This is a genomic window from Ulvibacterium sp. (genome assembly GCF_028285715.1).
In the GTDB taxonomy this organism is placed as follows: domain Bacteria; phylum Bacteroidota; class Bacteroidia; order Flavobacteriales; family Flavobacteriaceae; genus Ulvibacterium.
On the sequence record NZ_JANQOO010000017.1, the window covers coordinates 95669 to 115561 of the forward strand.

19 protein-coding genes are annotated in these 19893 nt (G+C 40.8%); 8 read left to right on the top strand and 11 right to left on the bottom strand.

Going from position 1 to position 19893, the window contains the following annotated elements; genetic code table 11:
• Positions 1–42: 42 nt before the first annotated feature.
• Both Q0993_RS07390 and Q0993_RS07395 read right to left on the bottom strand, forming a co-directional pair.
• Positions 43–1095 carry a quinone-dependent dihydroorotate dehydrogenase gene (locus Q0993_RS07390; protein ID WP_299531323.1) on the bottom strand — a complete coding sequence of 351 codons (1053 nt, stop codon included), beginning with the start codon at positions 1093–1095 and terminating at the stop codon, positions 43–45.
• 92 nt (positions 1096–1187) lie between these two features.
• Positions 1188–1616, bottom strand: a complete 429-nt coding sequence (locus tag Q0993_RS07395; RefSeq protein WP_299531325.1) for a hypothetical protein — start codon at positions 1614–1616, stop codon at positions 1188–1190.
• Between the two features lie 85 nt (positions 1617–1701).
• On the opposite strand from Q0993_RS07395, the gene pepT reads away from it, so the two are divergent.
• Both pepT and Q0993_RS07405 read left to right on the top strand, forming a co-directional pair.
• A complete protein-coding gene (gene pepT, locus Q0993_RS07400; RefSeq protein WP_299531328.1) occupies positions 1702–2931 on the top strand; it encodes a peptidase T in 1230 nt (409 codons plus the stop codon).
• 39 nt (positions 2932–2970) lie between these two features.
• Entirely contained in the window at positions 2971–3567 is a 597-nt protein-coding gene (locus Q0993_RS07405; protein ID WP_299531330.1) for a DUF1801 domain-containing protein, read from the top strand.
• A 73-nt stretch (positions 3568–3640) separates the two neighbouring features.
• Here the strand turns inward: Q0993_RS07405 and Q0993_RS07410 are convergent, their stop codons facing one another.
• The 4 genes from Q0993_RS07410 to nusB all read right to left on the bottom strand — a co-directional run bounded on the left by Q0993_RS07410 (position 3641) and on the right by nusB (position 7025).
• On the bottom strand, positions 3641–4990 hold the full coding sequence (locus Q0993_RS07410; RefSeq protein ID WP_299531332.1) for a Gfo/Idh/MocA family oxidoreductase: 1350 nt from the start codon (positions 4988–4990) through the stop codon (positions 3641–3643).
• Positions 4991–5249: 259 nt separating this feature from the next.
• Positions 5250–5537 carry a preprotein translocase subunit YajC gene (yajC, locus tag Q0993_RS07415; RefSeq protein WP_299531335.1) on the bottom strand — a complete coding sequence of 96 codons (288 nt, stop codon included), beginning with the start codon at positions 5535–5537 and terminating at the stop codon, positions 5250–5252.
• A gap of 26 nt (positions 5538–5563) precedes the next feature.
• Positions 5564–6034 carry a DUF1573 domain-containing protein gene (locus Q0993_RS07420; protein ID WP_299531337.1) on the bottom strand — a complete coding sequence of 157 codons (471 nt, stop codon included), beginning with the start codon at positions 6032–6034 and terminating at the stop codon, positions 5564–5566.
• A 43-nt stretch (positions 6035–6077) separates the two neighbouring features.
• Positions 6078–7025, bottom strand: a complete 948-nt coding sequence (nusB, locus tag Q0993_RS07425) for a transcription antitermination factor NusB (RefSeq protein WP_299531340.1) — start codon at positions 7023–7025, stop codon at positions 6078–6080.
• A gap of 178 nt (positions 7026–7203) precedes the next feature.
• Between nusB and Q0993_RS07430 the strand changes: the two genes are divergently transcribed.
• The 3 genes from Q0993_RS07430 to Q0993_RS07440 all read left to right on the top strand — a co-directional run bounded on the left by Q0993_RS07430 (position 7204) and on the right by Q0993_RS07440 (position 12028).
• Positions 7204–8952: an ABC transporter ATP-binding protein gene (locus tag Q0993_RS07430; RefSeq protein ID WP_299531342.1), complete on the top strand. Its 1749-nt coding sequence runs from the start codon at positions 7204–7206 to the stop codon at positions 8950–8952.
• 85 nt (positions 8953–9037) lie between these two features.
• Positions 9038–9409 (top strand): PUR family DNA/RNA-binding protein, encoded by a 372-nt coding sequence (locus Q0993_RS07435; protein WP_299531344.1) that lies wholly within the window; start codon positions 9038–9040, stop codon positions 9407–9409.
• Between the two features lie 87 nt (positions 9410–9496).
• Positions 9497–12028 carry a M14 family zinc carboxypeptidase gene (locus Q0993_RS07440; protein WP_299531346.1) on the top strand — a complete coding sequence of 844 codons (2532 nt, stop codon included), beginning with the start codon at positions 9497–9499 and terminating at the stop codon, positions 12026–12028.
• Positions 12029–12070: 42 nt separating this feature from the next.
• Here the strand turns inward: Q0993_RS07440 and Q0993_RS07445 are convergent, their stop codons facing one another.
• Positions 12071–13099 (bottom strand): lysophospholipid acyltransferase family protein, encoded by a 1029-nt coding sequence (locus tag Q0993_RS07445; RefSeq protein ID WP_299531348.1) that lies wholly within the window; start codon positions 13097–13099, stop codon positions 12071–12073.
• Positions 13100–13363: 264 nt separating this feature from the next.
• Here Q0993_RS07445 and Q0993_RS07450 point away from each other — a divergent pair, with 264 nt between their 5' ends.
• Entirely contained in the window at positions 13364–13924 is a 561-nt protein-coding gene (locus Q0993_RS07450; protein WP_299531350.1) for a thioredoxin family protein, read from the top strand.
• Between the two features lie 233 nt (positions 13925–14157).
• Here Q0993_RS07450 and Q0993_RS07455 read toward each other — a convergent pair whose 3' ends face one another.
• A complete protein-coding gene (locus Q0993_RS07455; RefSeq protein WP_299531352.1) occupies positions 14158–14700 on the bottom strand; it encodes a YfiT family bacillithiol transferase in 543 nt (180 codons plus the stop codon).
• A gap of 166 nt (positions 14701–14866) precedes the next feature.
• On the opposite strand from Q0993_RS07455, the gene Q0993_RS07460 reads away from it, so the two are divergent.
• Positions 14867–15505 (top strand): peroxiredoxin, encoded by a 639-nt coding sequence (locus tag Q0993_RS07460; RefSeq protein WP_299531354.1) that lies wholly within the window; start codon positions 14867–14869, stop codon positions 15503–15505.
• Between the two features lie 348 nt (positions 15506–15853).
• Positions 15854–16048 (top strand): cold-shock protein, encoded by a 195-nt coding sequence (locus tag Q0993_RS07465; protein WP_299532811.1) that lies wholly within the window; start codon positions 15854–15856, stop codon positions 16046–16048.
• 445 nt (positions 16049–16493) lie between these two features.
• On the opposite strand, the gene Q0993_RS07470 is transcribed toward Q0993_RS07465, so the two are convergent.
• From Q0993_RS07470 to Q0993_RS07480, 3 genes are all read right to left on the bottom strand, one after another.
• Positions 16494–17426 (bottom strand): peptidylprolyl isomerase, encoded by a 933-nt coding sequence (locus Q0993_RS07470; RefSeq protein WP_299531355.1) that lies wholly within the window; start codon positions 17424–17426, stop codon positions 16494–16496.
• Between the two features lie 103 nt (positions 17427–17529).
• The gene (locus Q0993_RS07475; RefSeq protein WP_299531356.1) at positions 17530–18906 is read right to left on the bottom strand and encodes a M28 family peptidase; all 1377 of its coding nucleotides are present in this window, start codon (positions 18904–18906) and stop codon (positions 17530–17532) included.
• Positions 18903–19787 (bottom strand): PPK2 family polyphosphate kinase, encoded by an 885-nt coding sequence (locus Q0993_RS07480; protein ID WP_299531357.1) that lies wholly within the window; start codon positions 19785–19787, stop codon positions 18903–18905. The genes Q0993_RS07475 and Q0993_RS07480 overlap by 4 nt, the downstream gene beginning before the upstream one ends.
• Positions 19788–19893 lie beyond the last annotated feature (106 nt).

Genomic DNA, 19893 nt, shown 5'->3' on the forward strand with positions numbered 1-19893 from the left:
ATTTAGTCCCTATACATATCTGGAAAACTGGAATCGAAATTTTCAATCCCCTTCTTCCTCGGCTTTTTTTAGAATTGCCTTGTTGATTTGCCTTACCAGTGAAGGCCCTTCGTAGATGAATCCGGTATACAATTGGACCAAGTCTGCACCAGCATCCAATTTTTCTAAGGCATCATCGGGAGAATGTATACCTCCTACTCCGATTATAGGAAAGGCTTTATTGCTTTTTTCGGCTAGAAATCGAATGACATCGGTACTTTTATTCCGTAAGGGTTTTCCGCTCAATCCACCTTTCTCTTCGGTCTGAACCAAGTCGGACTTTAAATTTTTTCGTTCAATAGTAGTATTGGTCGCAATTATGCCATCTATTTTTGTGGTTTCCACTATTTGGATAATATCCAACAATTGATTGTCCGTCAAGTCTGGGGCAATTTTTAGAAGAATAGGTTTTTCCTTATTGTCCCTATCATTGGCATATTTTACATTTTCCTTCTTCAATTCCCTTAACAAGGCCACAAGGGGCTTTTTTCCCTGTAGTTCCCGAAGTCCCGGAGTATTTGGAGAGCTTACGTTAACGGCAAAATAATCCACATGATCAAAAAGTGCGTCAAAACAAATCAAATAATCCTTAATGGCATCGTCATTAGGGGTGACCTTATTTTTACCAATGTTACCCCCTACGAGAACATTATGTTCCTTCTTAAGACGTTCGACGGCATCGAAGACCCCTTTGTTATTAAACCCCATCCGATTAATTATGGCCTCATCTGCCTTAAGGCGGAATAAACGTTTTTTTGGATTGCCTTTTTGGGGTTTTGGGGTCAATGTCCCTATCTCTACAAACCCAAAACCAAAGTTCGAAAACTGATTGTACAATAGGGCATCTTTGTCGAATCCGGCTGCAAGACCTACAGGATTTTTGAACTTTAGTCCAAAAACTTGTCTTTCCAATCGCTTGTCCTCTATGGTATATAAACTTTTAAAGACCTTGGAGAATCCAATTTTTGATAGGAATCGTACCAATGAAAATATGAGGTGATGCGCCCTTTCTGCATCAAGTAGGAAAAGGAAGGGGCGAACTAGAAATTTATACATGGGCCACAGTAAGATTTCGTCAAAAATACAAACTTAACCCTAGTATTTCTTCTGTCTAAACCAATTTTTTGATTATTTCGATAAAATGAAAATCAATGGGATCTAACCGAATCCTTGACCGCTACTGGGATAATTCTGATAGGTTTTCGAAATGCTTCGTGGCAGAGATCTAAGTATCGTCCATATTGTCTTTCATTGAAGGTACTTAAAAGTTTTTTATCACATTCCCAGGATGCATCCATTACTTTTTTTTCCAGCACCCGATATTTATCCGCCAAAACCTGCAGCTCCTCCGTACTACTTTGTGGATGGTCGTCAAAAAGTTTTTGAATGTCTTCCTTTAGACCTTTTATCTGGATTTCCAAATCGGATTTTAGGTTCTCCATGGTTTTTATCTGAGCATCGTTAAGCTGAAAGACCTCTATCATCATATCCGTATTGTCCCCTCCAATATCCAATGTACAATCCTGGGCCAACGATACCGAAGAAAAGATTGTACAGCCCAAGAGGACATAAAACATCCTTGTGAATTTTATCATCGTCAAAAAGAATATTACTGTGAGATTCCTGATGTATAAACAGTATTTTTATGCAAAAATTATATCGATGCGACAATTAGTAGAGCGATTTATAAATTACGTGAAAATCGATACCCAAAGTAATCCCCATTCCAAAACGACACCCAGTACGGAAAAACAGTGGCATCTGGCCTTGGAGCTTGTGGAAGAACTAAAACAAATAGGTTTGGAGGAGGTTACCATTGATCACAATGCGTATATCATGGCCACATTGCCCAGCAATTTGGAAAAAGAGGTACCCACTATCGGGTTCATCTCCCATTTTGACACCACGCCCGATTTCACCGCTGTGGATGTTAATCCAAAAATTGTTAAAGACTATGATGGTGGGGATATTATTCTGAACGAAGTAGAAAATATAGTTTTATCTCCACGTTATTTTGAGGATTTGCTCCTTTACAAGGGCCAGACCTTAATAACGACGGATGGCACCACGTTATTAGGGGCAGACGACAAGGCGGGCATTGCAGAAATCATTACTGCCATGGAATACCTAATACATAACCCGGACATTAAACATGGAAAAATACGGATAGGCTTTACACCGGATGAGGAGATAGGCCGGGGAGCACATAAATTTGATGTGGAGCAATTTGGGGCGGATTGGGCCTATACGATGGACGGGAGTCAAATCGGTGAATTGGAGTACGAGAATTTCAATGCGGCAAGTGCCAAAATTCGTATTGCCGGAAAAAGCGTCCACCCTGGTTATGCCAAAAACAAAATGATCAACGCCATAAGTATCGCCAATGAGTTTATGAGCATTCTCCCTCCGGAAGAAACACCTCAGCACACTTCCGATAGAGAAGGTTTTTTCCATGTACATAAGCTAAAAGGCGAGATTGAACATGCCGAATTCGAATTGATTATCCGTGACCATAATTTTGAAAAATTCGAAAAAAGGAAGGAATTTTTGAGGACCATTACAGCCAAACTCAATGAAATCCATGGCCATTGTGTTGAACTGGAACTGCACGACCAGTATTTCAACATGCGTGAAAAAATTGAGCCGGTATTCCACATCATAGAAATTGCCAAGGAAGCCATGCAGGCCGTAGACGTTCTACCCATTATTAAACCTATTCGCGGAGGTACGGACGGGTCACAATTAAGCTATATGGGCCTACCTTGTCCCAATATCTTTGCAGGGGGGCATAATTTCCATGGAAAATACGAATACATTCCGGTTCAAAGTATGCAAAAGGCGGTAGAGGTAATCATAAAAATATGCGAATTGGTAGCCGCCAAAAGTTATTGAAAATACATAAATTAGTATAGGAACAGTACTATCGTTACCATGGATATTTCAAAAAAAGTCGAAACATATTTCGGGGAAGAACACCTATTTAAGAAAGAGATTGCCGTTTTAAGAAACCTGGCCCACAAGACAGAAGCGATGGAAACTTTTAAATGGCATGCCCCGGTCTATACGATCAATAATAAGAACGTATTTTGGATTGCACGCTTCAAGCTTCATTTTGGATTGGGTTTTTTTAACGGGATGCTCCTCACAGACCCAAAAAATGTCCTGGAAAATGCCCAGGAGGGCAAGACCCAAGCCATGCGACATTGGAAGTTTACGACCATGGATGAAATTGATGAAGAGGGCGTTGTCAGTTATATGATAGAGGCTTTGGAAAACCAAAAAAAGGGTATTACAGCAAAACCCGAAAAAAAGGAAAAAGCAAAGACCCCCTTACCACAAATGCTTAAGATGGCCCTGAATGCTGACAAAGAGTTAGGCAGGAGATTTAAGACATTGTCTCCCTACAAACAAAACGAATATGCCTCCTATATAGCGGATGCCAAACAAGAAAAAACCAAACTTTCCCGGTTGAAAAAGATAACTCCCTTAATATTAGAAGGGAAAGGTCTTAACGATAATTATAGATAGTGCTCATTAAATTCCCCAAATCCCTCCTTCTAATGAACATTGCGTCTTAAGCAGGGATTTGGGAATTTGATTTTTAAATCATAGGTAATTTCCAACCATTTTGATAATTTGCTTTCATATATTGGTTGGCCTCTTCCTCTTTGAACTTGTTACTAGCAGTATCCCAATAAATCCTATTACCCGTTTTAAAGGCAACATTGCCCATGTGAGATACCAAAGCGGCATCGTAGCCTACCTGAATCGGTGCCGTGAGTTTGGAAGCGTCCCTGGCCTTTACCGCTTCAATAAAATTAACGGTGTGCAGATCAAGTCCGCTTACCCCGTCCTTGTCCTTTAAAATAGCTTCCATTTTTGGTGTTCTTTCCTTACCCCATCCATTGAAGTTTTTTTCCGGGATTACTTCCCATCCATTTCTGTCCAATACCAAGGTTCCATTGTTTCCAATAAAGGAAATGCCGTGGTTACGGCCATAGTTACCACCATCAATGCCCGTGGCATGTTCCCAAAGAATGGAAAAGCCATCGTATTCAAAAACGGTCTGTAAAGTATCCGGGGTTTCTGAAGCATCATCGGGATATGCAAATTTTCCACCTAGGGCCATTACCGATTTTGGTCTACCGGCCTTCATGCCATAAAGGGCGTAATCTATCAAGTGAACACCCCAATCCGTCATCAATCCCCCGGCATAATCCCAAAACCATCTAAAGTTAAAATGGAACCGATTAGTGTTAAAAGCACGCTGGGGTGCGGGTCCTAGCCACATATCATAATCCACACCATTGGGAACGGCTTCATCAGGAACCGTGGGCACCGGTTTCATCCATCCTTGGTAGGCCCAGGCCTTGGCCAATCGAATCTCTCCCAATTTACCGGAATGCACAAAATCAATCGCATCCACAAAATGTGGTTGACTACGCTGCCATTGACCGATCTGGACCATACGATCACTAGAGTTCACGTAATTCAACATAATATCGGCTTCCTCAATAGAATTTGCTATAGGTTTTTCACAATACACATCCTTGCCTGCCTGTAGGGCATCGGTCAATTGAAGGCAATGCCAATGGTCCGGGGTTCCGATTATCACCACATCCACATCCTTGTTTTCCAGGAGCTGCCTATAGTCCTTGTACCATTTCGGCTTCTTGATACCTGCCTTTTTTAAATCCGCAGTACGGGATTCCAGTACACTTTCGTCGACATCACATAAGGCAATCACATTGGTCTCGCTTATTTTTAGCATGGAACTTAAATCACTAAAGCCCATCCCTTTGCAACCAATGACCCCAACGTTGATACGGTCATTGGGCCCGACCCTTTTTCTCATGGTGGCCAATAGTTCCATGGGGAATGCAAATGCAGCTCCTGTTCCAGCTAATGCCAAGGAGCTCTTTTTTATAAAGTTTCGTCGATTTTGGTACATGATTGTAGAATTTTGTTTTGTCTTTCAAGATAATGATTTTCAGCGAAAAATTGTCCAATATTTTAAGTGTGGAACTACCTTTCCCACCTACAAAAAAGACAATACCAACTTTGATGTTCTATAGATTACATTAGTTGGAAATGTACATGACGCCTGTTACCCATTTGGGTCGACTTAGAAGTCATGATCGGGTTCAATTTTATACAAAAAAACGCCGATTTGATAAACCGGCGTCCTTAATATTCTTATGTAAAGGAATCTACTTTTTAGCAGGCGTACTGAGTTTTTTGCTCATTTCCATGGATATGGCAGATCTGTCAAATTTTATCTTTCCCGCCATGGTCTCCAAAACACAGGAATAATCCTTGTCATTAAGATCCACTACCTTACCGTACATTCCACTTTTTGTAACTACCCGATCCCCTTTTTTTAGTTCCGAAGCAAAACGTTTTTCATCCTTTTGCCTTTTCATTTGTGGACGGATCATAAAAAAGTAGGCCACCACAAAAATAAGGATCATGGGCAAAAACTGTCCTATATCTCCCATTATTTACGAGTCTAAGTTTTTGTTGACTAGTTTACCGTTGGTCCTACTGGAGCTGCACCTTTGGGGTTTACAAAAGCCTTGATGCGCAATAGCTCGGAGCCTTTTTCTGTATTGGCAGTCACCGTAATGGTCTTTGTGACCTGATTTTGACCAGATCCGTTGAACTTTACCAACAACTCCCCCGTCTCACCTGGAGCTATGGGATCTTTAGGTGGGTTGGGTACCGTACAGCCACAACTGCTTTTGGCGTCGGTTATGATCAATGGGGCCTCGCCGGTATTGGTAAACTTAAAAACCGTCTCTTGAGCGGCACCTTGTTCAATGGTTCCGAAATCGTGCTCGGACTTTTCAAAGGACATTACTGGAAGCTTTTTAGCGGCTTCGTCCCTTTCGGCAGCCTGTGCCACCTTATCGGTATTTATCTTACTGGATGCATTTTCCTTACAGGAAACTGCCAATAGTGCCATTAGACCTAGGCTTAAAACTATTCTTTTCATTATGTAATAATTTTTGTATTGCGTAAAATTACAGAAATATTGTTTATAACAAGCCCCTACCTGTTTTTTTAAGTTTTCCCTCAGCTCTGTACTCCTTTACCAATTTGTCCAAAATACCATTGATGAATATGCTGCTTTTAGGAGTTGAATACTCCTTGGCAATTTCCAAAAATTCATTTATGGTCACTTTTTCCGGAATGGAAGGAAAGTTCAAAAGTTCACAAATACCCATTTTGAGCAAAATCGCATCTACATCGGCAATACGGTCCTTGTCCCAATTTGGTGTCTTTCCCTCGATCTCCTTCTCCCAACGTGAATTGTTTAACAATGTCTTTGTCAGGAGTTTTTGTGCAAAATCCATATCGGCCTGATCCTTTAGCAGTTTGGGCAAAAAGAAAGATTCGTTATGACTTTCCTTGGCTTTCTTCAATAACTTTAAAACAAAGGTGTTCACAATAGGAATGTCATCGACCCAGGTCAACTTATCGTCTTCAAAATATTCGTAAATTTTTTCATTAGGAGCGATGATATCACGGAACACATCAAGAACAAATTGACGATCCTCTTCATAATCGTTCTTCTTGGAGGACATATATCTATCGTAGATAGAGCTTTCCAAAATCTCTTTGTAAATCAATTTTACATACTCCTCGTTCAGGTACCAATTTTGGAGTTTTCTTTTTTTCATTTCGCTCTCCAATAAGCTATTACCGGAAATTTGATGCAACAGTCTATTGTTTATGAATTTTTCCTTGTTGGGATAATGGTCCGAAGTGCCCGCCAAGTACTTTTTAGAGGTAATTTTCAGATGGCCGTTGGCCTTGTGCCGTATTTCGGAAAGCAGGCTTAAGACCAATAAATAGAGAACGTACATCCCTTCGATGCTGGTCCTCAGAAATTTTTGCTGTTTCTCCAAGGAATCATCTTGGGATTGGGTCAAAGCATAGATACATTGCATTACCTTTACCCTTATATGCCTTCTTGTCAACATTTGCGGAGAACTTTTGAAAGAATTGGGTTAATCATCGCCCCGCAAAAATAGCAATCTATTTTAATTTTGTATAAAGGTCGTGGGCTTTATCTTAGGTATTTTATAACACTTGTATGTCTTCCAAAAACCTATCTTTGGCAAAATCAAGAATACGCTAGACGCCTAGCCTTACCACTGCATGAAGGAACTTAAGCACCTTAACAAATACTTTAAAAAATATTGGTTTAAACTATTGATAGGTATTTTAATTACTATCATTGCCCGTATATTCCAGTTGGTAATGCCTTCTTACGTCAACAATTCCATACAAGTTGTCGAGGACTTTATGGGCCAAAAGATTACCGAACCTGCAGCTAAGGAAATGCTCTTGGAATTTATATTGATCATCGTAGGTGCGGCGTTACTTTCAGGATTCTTTACTTTTTTAATGCGCCAGACGATCATAAACGTTTCGCGTTATATAGAATATGACCTCAAGAACGAAGTCTTTGACCATTATCAACTGCTAAGTCTTGGTTTTTATAAAAAAAACAGGACAGGGGATTTGATGAACCGCATTAGCGAAGATGTGGGCCAAGTACGAATGTACGCCGGACCGGCATTGATGTATGGCATAAATACGGTCACCCTTTTTGCTTGTATTATTCCAATAATGTTCATAAAGGCTCCTACCTTGGCCGCATATACCCTGATACCGCTCCCCATTTTATCCGTTCTTATTTATCAAATCAGTAAGGTAATCCACAATCGAAGTACGGTTGTCCAGGAATATCTTTCTACCCTATCTACCTTTACACAAGAAGTGTTTTCCGGGGTCTCGGTCATAAAGGCATATGCCCTGGAACCCCAGGTGAATGCCGACCTTGGGGTCCTGGCCATGGAAGGAAAAGACAAAAGTATGGATCTGGCCAAAGTGAACGCCTGGTTCTTTCCCTTAATGATCTTGCTCATAGGTATAAGTAATATTTTTGTCATTTATATAGGTGGCAAACAATACATAGATGGTGAGATAAACTCCATTGGTGTTATTGCAGAATTCATTTTATATGTAAACATGCTCACATGGCCGGTAGCCATAGTAGGATGGTTAACCTCCATCGTACAACGTGCGGAGGCCTCACAGAAGAGAATAAATGAGTTCTTAAAGGAACGACCCGAAATACGTAATCAGGCGTCCGAATTAATATCCATTAACGGAAAAATAGAGTTCAAAAATGTATCCTTTACTTATGAGGATACCCATATTACGGCATTAAAGGACATTTCGTTTTGTATAAATCCAGGGGAAACGGTAGCCATTTTAGGAAAAACCGGAGCCGGTAAATCCACCGTTCTTGATCTAATTGCCCGTCTTTACGATGTGTCTTCCGGTGAAATATTGATCGATGATGTACCGATCAAGGAAATAAATCTAAAAAGCCTTCGGGAGTCCATTGGTGCTGTCCCCCAAGACGCCTTGTTGTTTTCCGATTCCATTGAAAGTAACATAAAATTTGGCAAATACGACGCAACGAAGGAAGAAGTCATTACAGTGGCCAAAAATGCCGCCGTACATGAGAATATTATAGGTTTTTCCATGGCATATGATACCGTACTCGGAGAAAGGGGAATTACACTTAGTGGCGGCCAGAAACAAAGAGTATCCATAGCAAGGGCCTTATTGAAAGACCCTAAGATATATCTATTTGATGACTGTCTCTCCGCAGTAGATACCGAGACCGAAGAGGAAATATTAAACAATTTAAAGAAAGTCTCCAATGACAAAACAACGATTATAGTGAGCCATAGGGTATCCTCGGCCAAGAATGCCGATAAAGTTTTTGTATTGGATAACGGTCAACTTTTACAAGAAGGCACCCACGAGGAATTGAACAATGTAGAGGGGTATTATAGAGAGCTTTACATAAACCAACTCTCGGAGAAATAAACAACCAAATTGTTGCCTGATTCCCATTTTTTTCACATTTTTGAAGGATTAATACCATTTATTTAACAACTATAAACTACACAAAATGAGCGAGAGAGAACTAATGGATCAGGAAGAAATCCATTCCAAGGTTTTGAGGGCGGGGAGAAGAACCTATTTTTTTGATGTAAGGAGCACTAAAGCCGGGGATTACTATCTGACCATTACCGAAAGTAAAAAGTTCACACATGATGATGGTTCTTTTCACTACAAAAAACACAAGATTTACCTATACAAGGAAGATTTTGAGGCGTTCAGGGAAAATGTTGAGGAAATGATGGATTTTATTTTTAGTGAAAAAGGTTCCGAGGTAATTTCGGAGCGTCATCAAAAAGATTTTAAGAAGGAAGAACCTAGTGAAAACGGACAGGTAAAATCTGCAGAAAGCTTCACAGATGTTGACTTTGATGATATTTAAGTCTAAAGCAGATTAAATAATTAGGATAGCGGCTCTTCGGATAAAGGGCCGTTTTTTGTTTGTGATGTCCATAAATTTTAACCCTATATGAAAACTACATTATCTCTATTCTTGCTTTTCTGTGCCTCTCATTTAGTTACTTCCCAGGAATCCCTGGATTTAGGCTATTATCTGCCCCAAGGTATGAGCTACAATGAAGAAATACCTACACCCAAGGAAATCATTGGACATGAGGTGGGCGAATGGCACGTAACGCATGACAGGCTTGTGTTTTATATGCAGGCTTTGGCCAAGACCAGTGAACGCGTGACCCTCGAAAATGTAGGTAAAACCTTTGAAGGGCGTCCCCTTTTACTTTTGACCATTACCTCTCCAAAAAACCAGAATAACCTTGAAAAGATCAGACAAGAACATCTTACTCTGACCGAAGCAAATGGCAATTCCTTGGATACGGAAAAAATGCCTTTAGTAGTCTACCAAGGATTTACCATACATGGCAATGAACCTAGTGGAACCAATGCGGCTATGGCCTATGCCTATTATTTGGCAGCTGCCGAAGGACCCGAAATTGAAGAGACCTTGGATAACCTGATCATTTTATTGGATCCCTGCATGAATCCAGACGGTCTACAACGTTTTGCCTATTGGGCGAACACCAACAAAAGCCAAAACCTCAATGCGGATAACAACGAAAGGGAATATCATGAGGTGTGGCCTGGTGGGCGTACCAATCACTACTGGTTTGATATGAATCGTGATTGGTTACCTGTTCAATTGCCAGAAAGTCGCGCGCGTATTCATACCTTTCATAAATGGCTACCCAACATCTTGACGGACCATCATGAGATGGGTACAAATTCTACCTTCTTTTTTCAGCCGGGTGAACCTTTACGAGTCCACCCACTAACGCCAAAATTGAATCAAGAGCTTACTGCGGAGATTGGAACCTATCATGCCAAAGCCTTGGACAGAATTGGGTCGTTGTACTATTCGGAAGAGAACTTTGATGATTACTATTATGGAAAAGGATCCACTTTCCCGGATGTTAACGGAGGCATTGGAATTCTTTTCGAGCAAGGCAGTTCCAGAGGACACATCCAAGAGAGTGAAAATGGTCTGCTTACCTTCCCCTTTACGATACGAAATCAATTCACCACCTCACTTTCCACCATAGAGGCGGCAAGAAAGATGCGGACCAAAATCCTGAATTATCAGCGCGATTTTTACAATGACGTTCGGAACGAAACTTCCCGAAGCAAGACACAGGCCATAATTTTCGGGGATAGCAAGGATGCTTCCAAGGCCTGGCATCTTGCCGAAATTCTGCAACGGCAAAACATAAAATTGCATGAACTGGCCAGTGACATAACACTGGAAGGCAAACAATATCGCAAGGGATACAGCTATGTAGTACCCATGCGTCAAAAAAATCATCGTCTTATAAAAGCCATGTTCGAAAAGCGTACCACATTCAAGGACAGCTTGTTTTATGATGTTTCAGCCTGGACCTTCCCCATGGCTTTTAATCTGGACTATGCAGAGGTAAATACATTGGAAAATGCGGGTTCCGAAATAACCGAACTTACAGGTTTATCCGGAAGTATCGATATAGAGAGCGAGTATGCCTATCTTTTTGAATGGCATGGGTATTATGCCCCTAAAGCCCTGAATATGATTCTGGAAAAAGGATTGCGTGCCAAAGTTGCCAAATACCCTTTCTCCCTGGAAGGCAGGCAATATGATTATGGAACCATTATGATTCCGGTTCAGAATCAGGAATTGGGCCCAAAGGAACTCCACCAATTTTTAAGTACTGTTGCCCAAGAAAGTAATTTGCAAATAAAAGCCGCCAATACTGGGCTTACCAGGGGAATTGATTTAGGCAGTAATGACTTTGATCCCATTAAAAAACAAAAAGTGGCCATCCTAGTCGGTACCGGAATACGTTCGTATGATGCTGGTGAAATATGGCATTTGTTCGACACCCGATATGATATGAAAATCACCAAAATAGATATTTCCTATTTGGACAAGGTAGATTTGAAAAAATATACCGACATAATACTGCCAAGTTCCAGTAGCGCCAATATGGTTTTGGCCGCAAAAAGCTCTCAGAACCTAAAAGATTGGGTAATGGAAGGGGGAACTTTAATAGGCTATAGAAATGTCGCCGAATGGTTTGAAAAGAATGAGTTCATGAAGCTCAAATTCCGAAAGGATACTTTAGTCGCTAAAAACGTTTCATTTGGGGCGAAAAACGATTTTAAAGGTGCACAGGTAACGGGTGGGGCAATTTTTAAAGCCAAACTGGATCGCTCCCATCCTATTAATTATGGGTATAAAAACAATAGATTGGCACTTTTTCGAAATACGAATGTTTATATTGAACCGCATAAGGATAGTTACAACAACCCCATTCAATACACCAATACCCCTCTACTGAGCGGATACATTTCCGAGGAAAATTTGGCCATGTTGAAGGGAAGCGTCCCTTTTCGGGCCCAAAAGCTGGGCAAGGGTAGGGTCATTGTATTCACGGATAATACGAACTTCAGGGCATTTTGGTATGGTACCAATAAACTGTTGATGAACGCTATTTTCTTTGGCGGATTAATGTAGTCCAAAGCCTAAGTGACCACAACAATCACCTGCCTAACAGGCCTATAACTTTACATAACCCCAATTGAACAGAAAAATACCAAGGACTATGACAAAGGCGGTTATTGGGGTATAAAGAAACATGAGCACTATGAACACCAATGTGTAGTAAAGCGGAAATGCCAGAAGAGCGAAACCAAATCTGATGGTGGCCGTAAACTCCGGCTCCCAGACCCGGGGCCTTACCCTAGTTTTCCAAAGCAGTATTATGGGAAAATTAAAAAGGTAAAAAGCTATTTGGAGAAACCCGTTTTCCGATTTTCTTGTTTTAGGAATCCTTTGTGGTTTTAGGTCCTGTAGTTTTGAATTGACTTTCATTGGATCTAAATAATCCGTCCTTTCCCCGTCCAAATGATTGACAATTGTATCGTACGAGGTTTCATCTTCAATGTGGGTGGTCAATGTTTTTAATACTTTGGAAACCTCTTCCTTGATGGTATGGGTAGATGAGATTAAATTAGAAGGGTCATACAATTGTTGTACAGGAATTTCCTCGCCAAAATAAATGGCCGTCGAATCCGGGAAGCTTTCTGCATTCTGATAGTTTAGTCCTATAGGCACCAAACGGATATCCAAATCGGGATTTTGCTCCAAAGCAGCGAACAAGATCCGTGTAAAACCTTTACTCAAAGGTCTTACCCTACGTTTTAGGCTATGATTGGCTTCCGGGAACATGAGTATGGCCTCTTTATGGTCCAACAAAGTGGCACAACGATCAAATACCATGGTATTGTTCTTAAGGGATTCCCGACCATCGCGAATTCTGTAAATAGGTATCATCCGTAGAAATCCGAAAAATTTTTTTAGCAGAGGTTTTTTGAACACATCGGCCCGAGTAAGAAAATAAGGTCTGCGATTACAATCTACCGCGATAAGGAGTACATCCATCAACGCACTTTGATGATTGGCGAGAAAAAGTACCGGCTTGTCCTTCGAAACATTTTCAAGACCATGTACCTTAATTTTAGAAAAGTATAGATGTAATCCGCCTTGTATCCAGGCTTTTATGAGGTAATACCCAATTTTCTTCAAATCAATCCCTTTTTTCCGTTTTTCACTCTAGATCGACAAAAATTCAAACCATAGAATGGAAATAAGTCATCTTGGTCCAATTTAACGCAAACAATATAAAAAACTTACAAGCTCTATTTGGGGCACTTCATTTAGATTTTTTGAATATACCATTAGTTTGTTAAAACACAAGGTCGGCGAAATTCTTTTTACCTTTGATGAACCAAATAATTGAGCGGCCTTTGGATATTTTCAATCTGCAATAAAAACAAAAATTTAAATCAAATGGCAAACACTCCCAGCAATATGCTACCTCTGGGGACATTGGCTCCTACATTCAATTTAACGGATACCGTGACCGATAAAAATTTGAGACTTCAAGATGTAAAAGGCACCAAAGGTACGGTAGTCATGTTTATCTGTAACCACTGTCCTTTTGTAAAACATGTAAATCCCGAAATTTCAAGACTAGGGCAGGAATACCAAAAAAAGGGGTTTGGCTTTGTTGCCATATCCAGCAACGATGTTGAGAATTATCCCCAGGATGGCCCTGATTTAATGAAAGAGACGGCCAAACAAGAAGGCTATTCCTTTCCTTACCTTTATGACAAAACACAGGAAACGGCAAAGGCGTATGACGCCGCCTGCACACCAGATTTTTACCTGTTTGACAGTAGTTTGAGACTTGTATACCGCGGACAATTGGATGATTCCCGCCCTGGTAATGGGATAGCGGTTACCGGAAACGACCTTAGAAATGCAATGGATGCCTTATTGGAGGGAAAGGAAGTCGACACGTTTCAAAAACCTAGCATAGGCTGCAATATCAAATGGGCGAATACTTGACTTAAATTTTTCGGTAAGGCCATCGGGACCGAAGTATTAAATTTTGTCACAAACAAGGCTACGACACTGAGGAAAGAAATTCTTTGGCCGGATACGATAAAAGAAGGCCCTCGCTTAAAAGCTTTACCTTAAGTTTGGATTTAAGGTACCGAATTTACCAAACGAACGGCAGACGCTCATACGCTACACTAATTTAGTCCAAAACCACCTTTTTCATGAATCCGCGAAAGGACCTACCAATTGTTTTTGTCAAGAAGGTTTTTTATGTGGGCATAATGATGATTACCGTGCCATACATACCGTCCTATATTCTCTTTTAAGGATGTCTCCGCCCTGCTTTCGGGATGAATGAAGGTTCTATTCAAATCACTTGGGGCAAGCTTCCTTAACAAATACACCAATTTGGTGTGTATAGCACTCAAATGGTCCAGTGACATTTCAATTGGCCCAGTTTGGGTATCCAACAAATTGGCCCAAGCCTTTTCATCATAAGCCTTGATTACGGGTTGGTCTTCGGTCAATGTCCATTTAAACCGGATATAGCTGTTGTGGTGACTGTCCGAAACATGGTGGACAACTTGTCTTACGGTCCATCCGCCCGGTCGGTATACCGTATCCAACTGTTTATCGTTGAGATTCTTGACCAGAAGGCTGAATTTTTGAGGAAAAATCTCTAATTCCGAAATCCAATTTTGGATAGTTGTATCATCAAAACTTTCCGGAACCACAAATTGCCCTATTGGGTAACGTAATTCCTCTAGATCCATTTTTTCCATGAAATAAAGATAACCAAGATTATATTTCCTTGGAAATAAAACCACTCCTTCCCAAGGAAAAAAATGCTCCAAACTTTAATAGATTTTTAACCAAAAAAATAAGGGAATGCTACTTAATCCCATAATCTTTGTATCCTAATGTAATTCACAATCTAAAACACGACATATGGCAACAATACGATTGGGCGACTTAGCCCCGGATTTTACGGCTGAAACCTCGCAGGGAACCCTAAACTTTTATGATTATTTGGGAGAAAGCTGGGGAATTCTTTTCTCTCATCCGGCTGACTTTACACCGGTATGTACCACCGAATTGGGAACGGCAGCGAAATTCAAGGATGAGTTCGATAAGCGCAATGTAAAAATGATAGCATTAAGCGTGGATGGGGCGGAGTCCCATGCGGAATGGATAAAGGACATCAACGAAGTAGAAAAGACCACGGTGAACTTTCCAATTATTGCCGATGAGGATAGAAAAGTGGCTACATTGTATGATATGATCCACCCCAATGCGGACGATAAACTTACCGTACGTTCGGTATTCATCATAGCTCCGGACAGAACGGTAAAATTGATACTTACATACCCTGCCTCCACAGGACGTAATTTTTATGAGCTCCTCCGTGTCGTGGATTCACTACAATTAACTGCCTATCATAAGGTAGCTACTCCTGCCAACTGGGAACATGGACAAGATGTTGTGGTAAGCCCGGCCATCCCCACGGAACAAGCCAAGGAAATGTTTACAAAAGGTGTGGAAGAAGTAAAACCCTACCTTAGAATGACACCAGATCCGACCGCGTAACAAGAGATTCCCAGATTTAATCCTTTACTTGATAAGTCTGTTTTGAATTTTGGAATTCAGAACTAGGCTTTATGAGATGCCGTAATAAAAATAGGCCCCTTATTTTGATAAGGGGCTTATTACATGAAATTCATGCTTTGGTCGAAGGCATCGGAATTCAATTAAATATCCGTTAACCTAAGTATACTATTTAATTTCAAGTCTTTTTTTCTTGTAACCCTCATTTGATCAATGTTCTTTGATCTATTCCGAACTACGGCTTTACAAAAAGATAACCCCCAAAAAATCATCGAATTAAAAAATTTAACAGTACCTTCGCGCTTTAATTTAATTTCTAATTTTTTTATTATGGGTAAAGGAACAGTAAAATTCTTCAATGATTCCAAAGGATATGGTTTTATCACCGAAGAAGGTTCAAACGAAGATCATTTTGTACACATTTCTGGCTTAATCGATGAGGTTCGCGAAGGTGATGTTGTGGAATTTGAGCTACAACAAGGTAAAAAAGGATTGAACGCCGTTAATGTAAAAATAGTTGACTAGGTAACAAATAGACTTTTTTATAGGATAAAAGCCCTGGCAGTTTAGTCAGGGCTTTTTTTGTAGGATTTTTAAATAACTGTAAGATTAATACTTCTTTTTTATAATTTTGTTTAATCCGAACGCAACCTTTAGCACTAATTTCTATCTAAGTTTAAACAAAATATAACACCCCACTTCTAACAAGAACACTTTATGTTGACCTTTTTTGGGATTCTTTTCATACTGCTTGTCATTAACATCATTCTTCTATTTTTGAGTACTAGACGCGCTAAAACCCTGGACAAGTAGAACTATTTGGCCATATCCTGTGCTTAGGGTATATTCCATGGTATTGGTCTAAAATTGGAAGCAATTGTACCTTTAAATTTGGGAACCATTTGTTAACTACCACCTTACACTTGGCAAAAGGTGTAATTCAGCGCCGGGTAATTTCTATTTTTTCGATTTAACCTACTTTTACCAGCTCAACATCAAATAGAAGTGTGGCATTTGGTGGAATAACTCCTCCGGCTCCCGCGCTACCGTAAGCCAAATTCGGAGGAATCACAAATCGGGCCTTATCACCTACCTTCAAAAGAGAGATGCCCTCATCCCATCCGGGGATCACCTGTCCTATTCCCAACTTGAAATCTATTGGCTGATTGCGTTGATATGACGAATCGAATACCTGTCCGTTAAGTAAAGAACCTTCATAGTGAACGGAAACCTGTTGGCCTTTTTCGGCTTTGGTACCATTTCCATTTTCTATAAGTTTATAGCGAAGACCACTAGGGGTCTTATCAAATCCAGCCGCAACTTTCTCCAGTTCCGCGGCTATTAATTTTCGCTCTTCTTCCAATCTCTTTGCCTTGGAACTTTCAAAACCATCAAATGCTGCGAGCGCGTCCCACTGCACGGCTTCATTACCGACACGTAAGATTTCCAAGCTTTCAATGACATCTCCTTGGGCAATGGCATCCACCGCCTCCTGTCCGGAATGCACGTGACCGAATACTGTATGCTTATTATCCAACCATGGGGTAGGTACATGTGTAATAAAAAATTGGCTCCCGTTGGTACCTGGTCCGGCATTGGCCATGGATAGTACACCCGGTTCGGAATGTTTTAGTTCTGGATGAAACTCGTCATCGAACTTATAGCCTGGATCACCCGTACCCGTACCTTGGGGACAACCACCTTGGATCATGAAGTCGGGTATTACTCTATGAAATTTTAGGCCGTCATAATAAGGTTCCCCTTTGGACTTTGCGGAATTGTTCTTTTTCCCTTCGGCCAATGCCACAAAATTACCTACGGTTCCCGGAGTTTTATCATGGGTTAGTTTTACCAGTATCTCTCCCTTTGAAGTATTAAATTTTGCATAGATTCCTTCTTGCATTTTTCGCTTTTTTTAATAAGCGGCAAAGGTAGGGAATTTTGTTGGGTATGGGATGCGAATCCAAAACTTGGGAGGTAAAAAATCAAAGCCCTTCTTTGCCGTCCTAATCAACGGTGCCATACTTGTCAAAAAGATAGACTAAACTGGTCATGGCAGCTGCGCCTAGTTCCAATTCGCGTTTGTTCACATGCTCAAATGTATCATTTTCCGCATGATGATGGTCAAAATAGCGCTGGGAATCAGGACGAAGTCCCGCCATCACCGTTTCACCATTATTCAGCGGGCGTATATCGGCTCCTGAATACCCCAGCTCAAAAAAATGGATCAAATAGGGTTTAAACAATGGTGCCCAAGACTGGGCCTGTCTTAAATTGGCATCTGAGGATTCAAAGGAAAAACCTCTAGGAGAAAAGCCACCGGAATCACTTTCCAGGGCAAAAATGTGGTTCTCATTTTTTTCCTGAGCCGTTTCCTTGTATTTATTTCCACCATGAAGCCCATTTTCCTCGTTCATGAACAAGACTGTACGGATAGTTCGTTTTGGTTTATATCCCGTTACTTTCAAAAGACGAAGCACTTCCATACTTTGTACACATCCTGCACCATCATCATGCGAACCATCCCCCAAATCCCATGAATCCAAATGACCGCCAACCAAAATTATCTCATCAGGATGGCTGGCGCCTGTGATTTCACCGATAACATTAAAGGATTCCACGTCTTCTTCCTGTCTGCAGTTTTGCTTGAAATAGAATTTAATATTTGGATTTAATTTCAATGTGGTACTTAACAATTCTGCCCCGTTGGTACTAATGGCCGCTGCAGGGATTCTATTTTCCAAGGCGGTTTCACCATAACTCATGGCACCGGTATGGGGAAAATCATCCAAACGAAGTGTCATTGACCGAACTATAACACCCACAGCACCGTATTTGGCGGCTTCCTCCGCCCCATTATTCCGTTGATCTACAGAACCGGAATAAGATTCAAAGGTATCTATTAACTTGGGATCCATAGGACGATTGAAAAATACTATCTTGCCCTTTATCCTTTCTTCCCCAAAGACCTTCAAGTCTTCCAAACTCTTTACCTCAACTACATTGGCCTTTAACCCCCCAAGAGGTGTAGCCACGGATCCTCCCAAAGCACAGATGGGGACATTGGTGGTTATACCAGGCGTAGTCTCTATATAAGCAAATTCGGGGGTTCCCCGAACCCATTTAGGAACCATTACAGGTTGTAGCCAAACACGGTCCAAACCCAACATATCCAATTGAGTTTTGGTAAAGTCTACCGCCTGTTGTGCCTGTACGGAACCGGATAGTCTTCCTCCTATTTGATTGGAAAGGTGCTTAAGCCAATTGTAAGCAGACCCCTGGGTCAGGGCAGTCTCATAAATGCGCTTTATCTGTTGTTCATCTTCGGTCTGTGCGGGCGCAACTATGCATGTAAAAAAAAACAGTACACAAATTTTTTTCATTTCCCTTCATTTTCCAGTTGCTGGATGTAGGCCTCTAAATTAGCCTGTATTTTCGAATCGAGCTCAGGTTCCTGAATATCTTTGTATTTTTTTAACTCTTGAAGTAGAATGGACGCCGTAATTACCCTTGCCGCATCTTTGTTGTCCGATGGGATAACATACCACGGTGCATGTGACTTGGAAGTTCTATTTATGGCCTCCTCATAGCACTCTTGGTATTGGTCCCAGAGCTTACGCTCCTCTAGATCACCTGGGGAGAATTTCCAATTTTTCCTTTTTAGCTTTAACCTTCTTAATTGTCTCAGGCGCTGCTCCTCTTTTGAAAGGTGCAGGAAAAACTTGAAAATTATCATCCCGTTTTCTGTAATATGACGTTCAAAATTATTGATCCGTTCAAAACGCCTATCCCAGAATTTCTGGTCTACATCCTCAACACTAAGAATATCCGGCATATTTTCGCTCAATAAGTATTCTGGGTGTACGCGCGTCACCAGCACATTTTCGTAATGTGTTCGGTTAAATACCCCAAATTTTCCTTTTGGGGGAAGAGCAATGTAATGGCGCCAAATATAATCGTGTTTGCGCTCCAAATCCGTAGGAACCTTAAAACTATGTACCACAACGCCACGTGCATTAAAATCCTTGAATACCTCACGGATCAAGCTGTCCTTTCCAGCAGCATCCATGCCCTGTAGGCACACTAAAACACCATATTTACCATGTGCGTATAACGTGTCCTGGAATTTCCCAAGTTTTTCCCGGATTTCTTCCAGGGTCTTTTTCAAATTCTTTTTTGATGTACCTAGGTCCTCCAAGGTTGGGGAATCCTTCAATTTTATGGGTGTTTCTACCTTATAACTGGCTAAATCTACTTTCTTCATAAGTGGAATATAAAATATTTTATCGTTGAAATGCAGCGAATGTTAAAAAAAGTGACCGTTTGTCATCCATAAAAACCGCTTCATCCAAAATTTGGCATAGGCTTTC

Bases quoted from the DNA above. Each gene is read 5' to 3' on its own strand.
- Q0993_RS07390 (WP_299531323.1), bottom strand. From the start codon at position 1,095: ATGTATAAATTTCTAGTTCGCCCCTTCCTTTTCCTACTTGATGCAGAA.
- Q0993_RS07395 (WP_299531325.1), bottom strand. From the start codon at position 1,616: ATGTTTTATGTCCTCTTGGGCTGTACAATCTTTTCTTCGGTATCGTTG.
- pepT (WP_299531328.1), top strand. From the start codon at position 1,702: ATGCGACAATTAGTAGAGCGATTTATAAATTACGTGAAAATCGATACC.
- Q0993_RS07405 (WP_299531330.1), top strand. From the start codon at position 2,971: ATGGATATTTCAAAAAAAGTCGAAACATATTTCGGGGAAGAACACCTA.
- Q0993_RS07410 (WP_299531332.1), bottom strand. From the start codon at position 4,990: ATGTACCAAAATCGACGAAACTTTATAAAAAAGAGCTCCTTGGCATTA.
- yajC (WP_299531335.1), bottom strand. From the start codon at position 5,537: ATGGGAGATATAGGACAGTTTTTGCCCATGATCCTTATTTTTGTGGTG.
- Q0993_RS07420 (WP_299531337.1), bottom strand. From the start codon at position 6,034: ATGAAAAGAATAGTTTTAAGCCTAGGTCTAATGGCACTATTGGCAGTT.
- nusB (WP_299531340.1), bottom strand. From the start codon at position 7,025: ATGTTGACAAGAAGGCATATAAGGGTAAAGGTAATGCAATGTATCTAT.
- Q0993_RS07430 (WP_299531342.1), top strand. From the start codon at position 7,204: ATGAAGGAACTTAAGCACCTTAACAAATACTTTAAAAAATATTGGTTT.
- Q0993_RS07435 (WP_299531344.1), top strand. From the start codon at position 9,038: ATGAGCGAGAGAGAACTAATGGATCAGGAAGAAATCCATTCCAAGGTT.
- Q0993_RS07440 (WP_299531346.1), top strand. From the start codon at position 9,497: ATGAAAACTACATTATCTCTATTCTTGCTTTTCTGTGCCTCTCATTTA.
- Q0993_RS07450 (WP_299531350.1), top strand. From the start codon at position 13,364: ATGGCAAACACTCCCAGCAATATGCTACCTCTGGGGACATTGGCTCCT.
- Q0993_RS07455 (WP_299531352.1), bottom strand. From the start codon at position 14,700: ATGGAAAAAATGGATCTAGAGGAATTACGTTACCCAATAGGGCAATTT.
- Q0993_RS07460 (WP_299531354.1), top strand. From the start codon at position 14,867: ATGGCAACAATACGATTGGGCGACTTAGCCCCGGATTTTACGGCTGAA.
- Q0993_RS07465 (WP_299532811.1), top strand. From the start codon at position 15,854: ATGGGTAAAGGAACAGTAAAATTCTTCAATGATTCCAAAGGATATGGT.
- Q0993_RS07470 (WP_299531355.1), bottom strand. From the start codon at position 17,426: ATGCAAGAAGGAATCTATGCAAAATTTAATACTTCAAAGGGAGAGATA.
- Q0993_RS07475 (WP_299531356.1), bottom strand. From the start codon at position 18,906: ATGAAAAAAATTTGTGTACTGTTTTTTTTTACATGCATAGTTGCGCCC.
- Q0993_RS07480 (WP_299531357.1), bottom strand. From the start codon at position 19,787: ATGAAGAAAGTAGATTTAGCCAGTTATAAGGTAGAAACACCCATAAAA.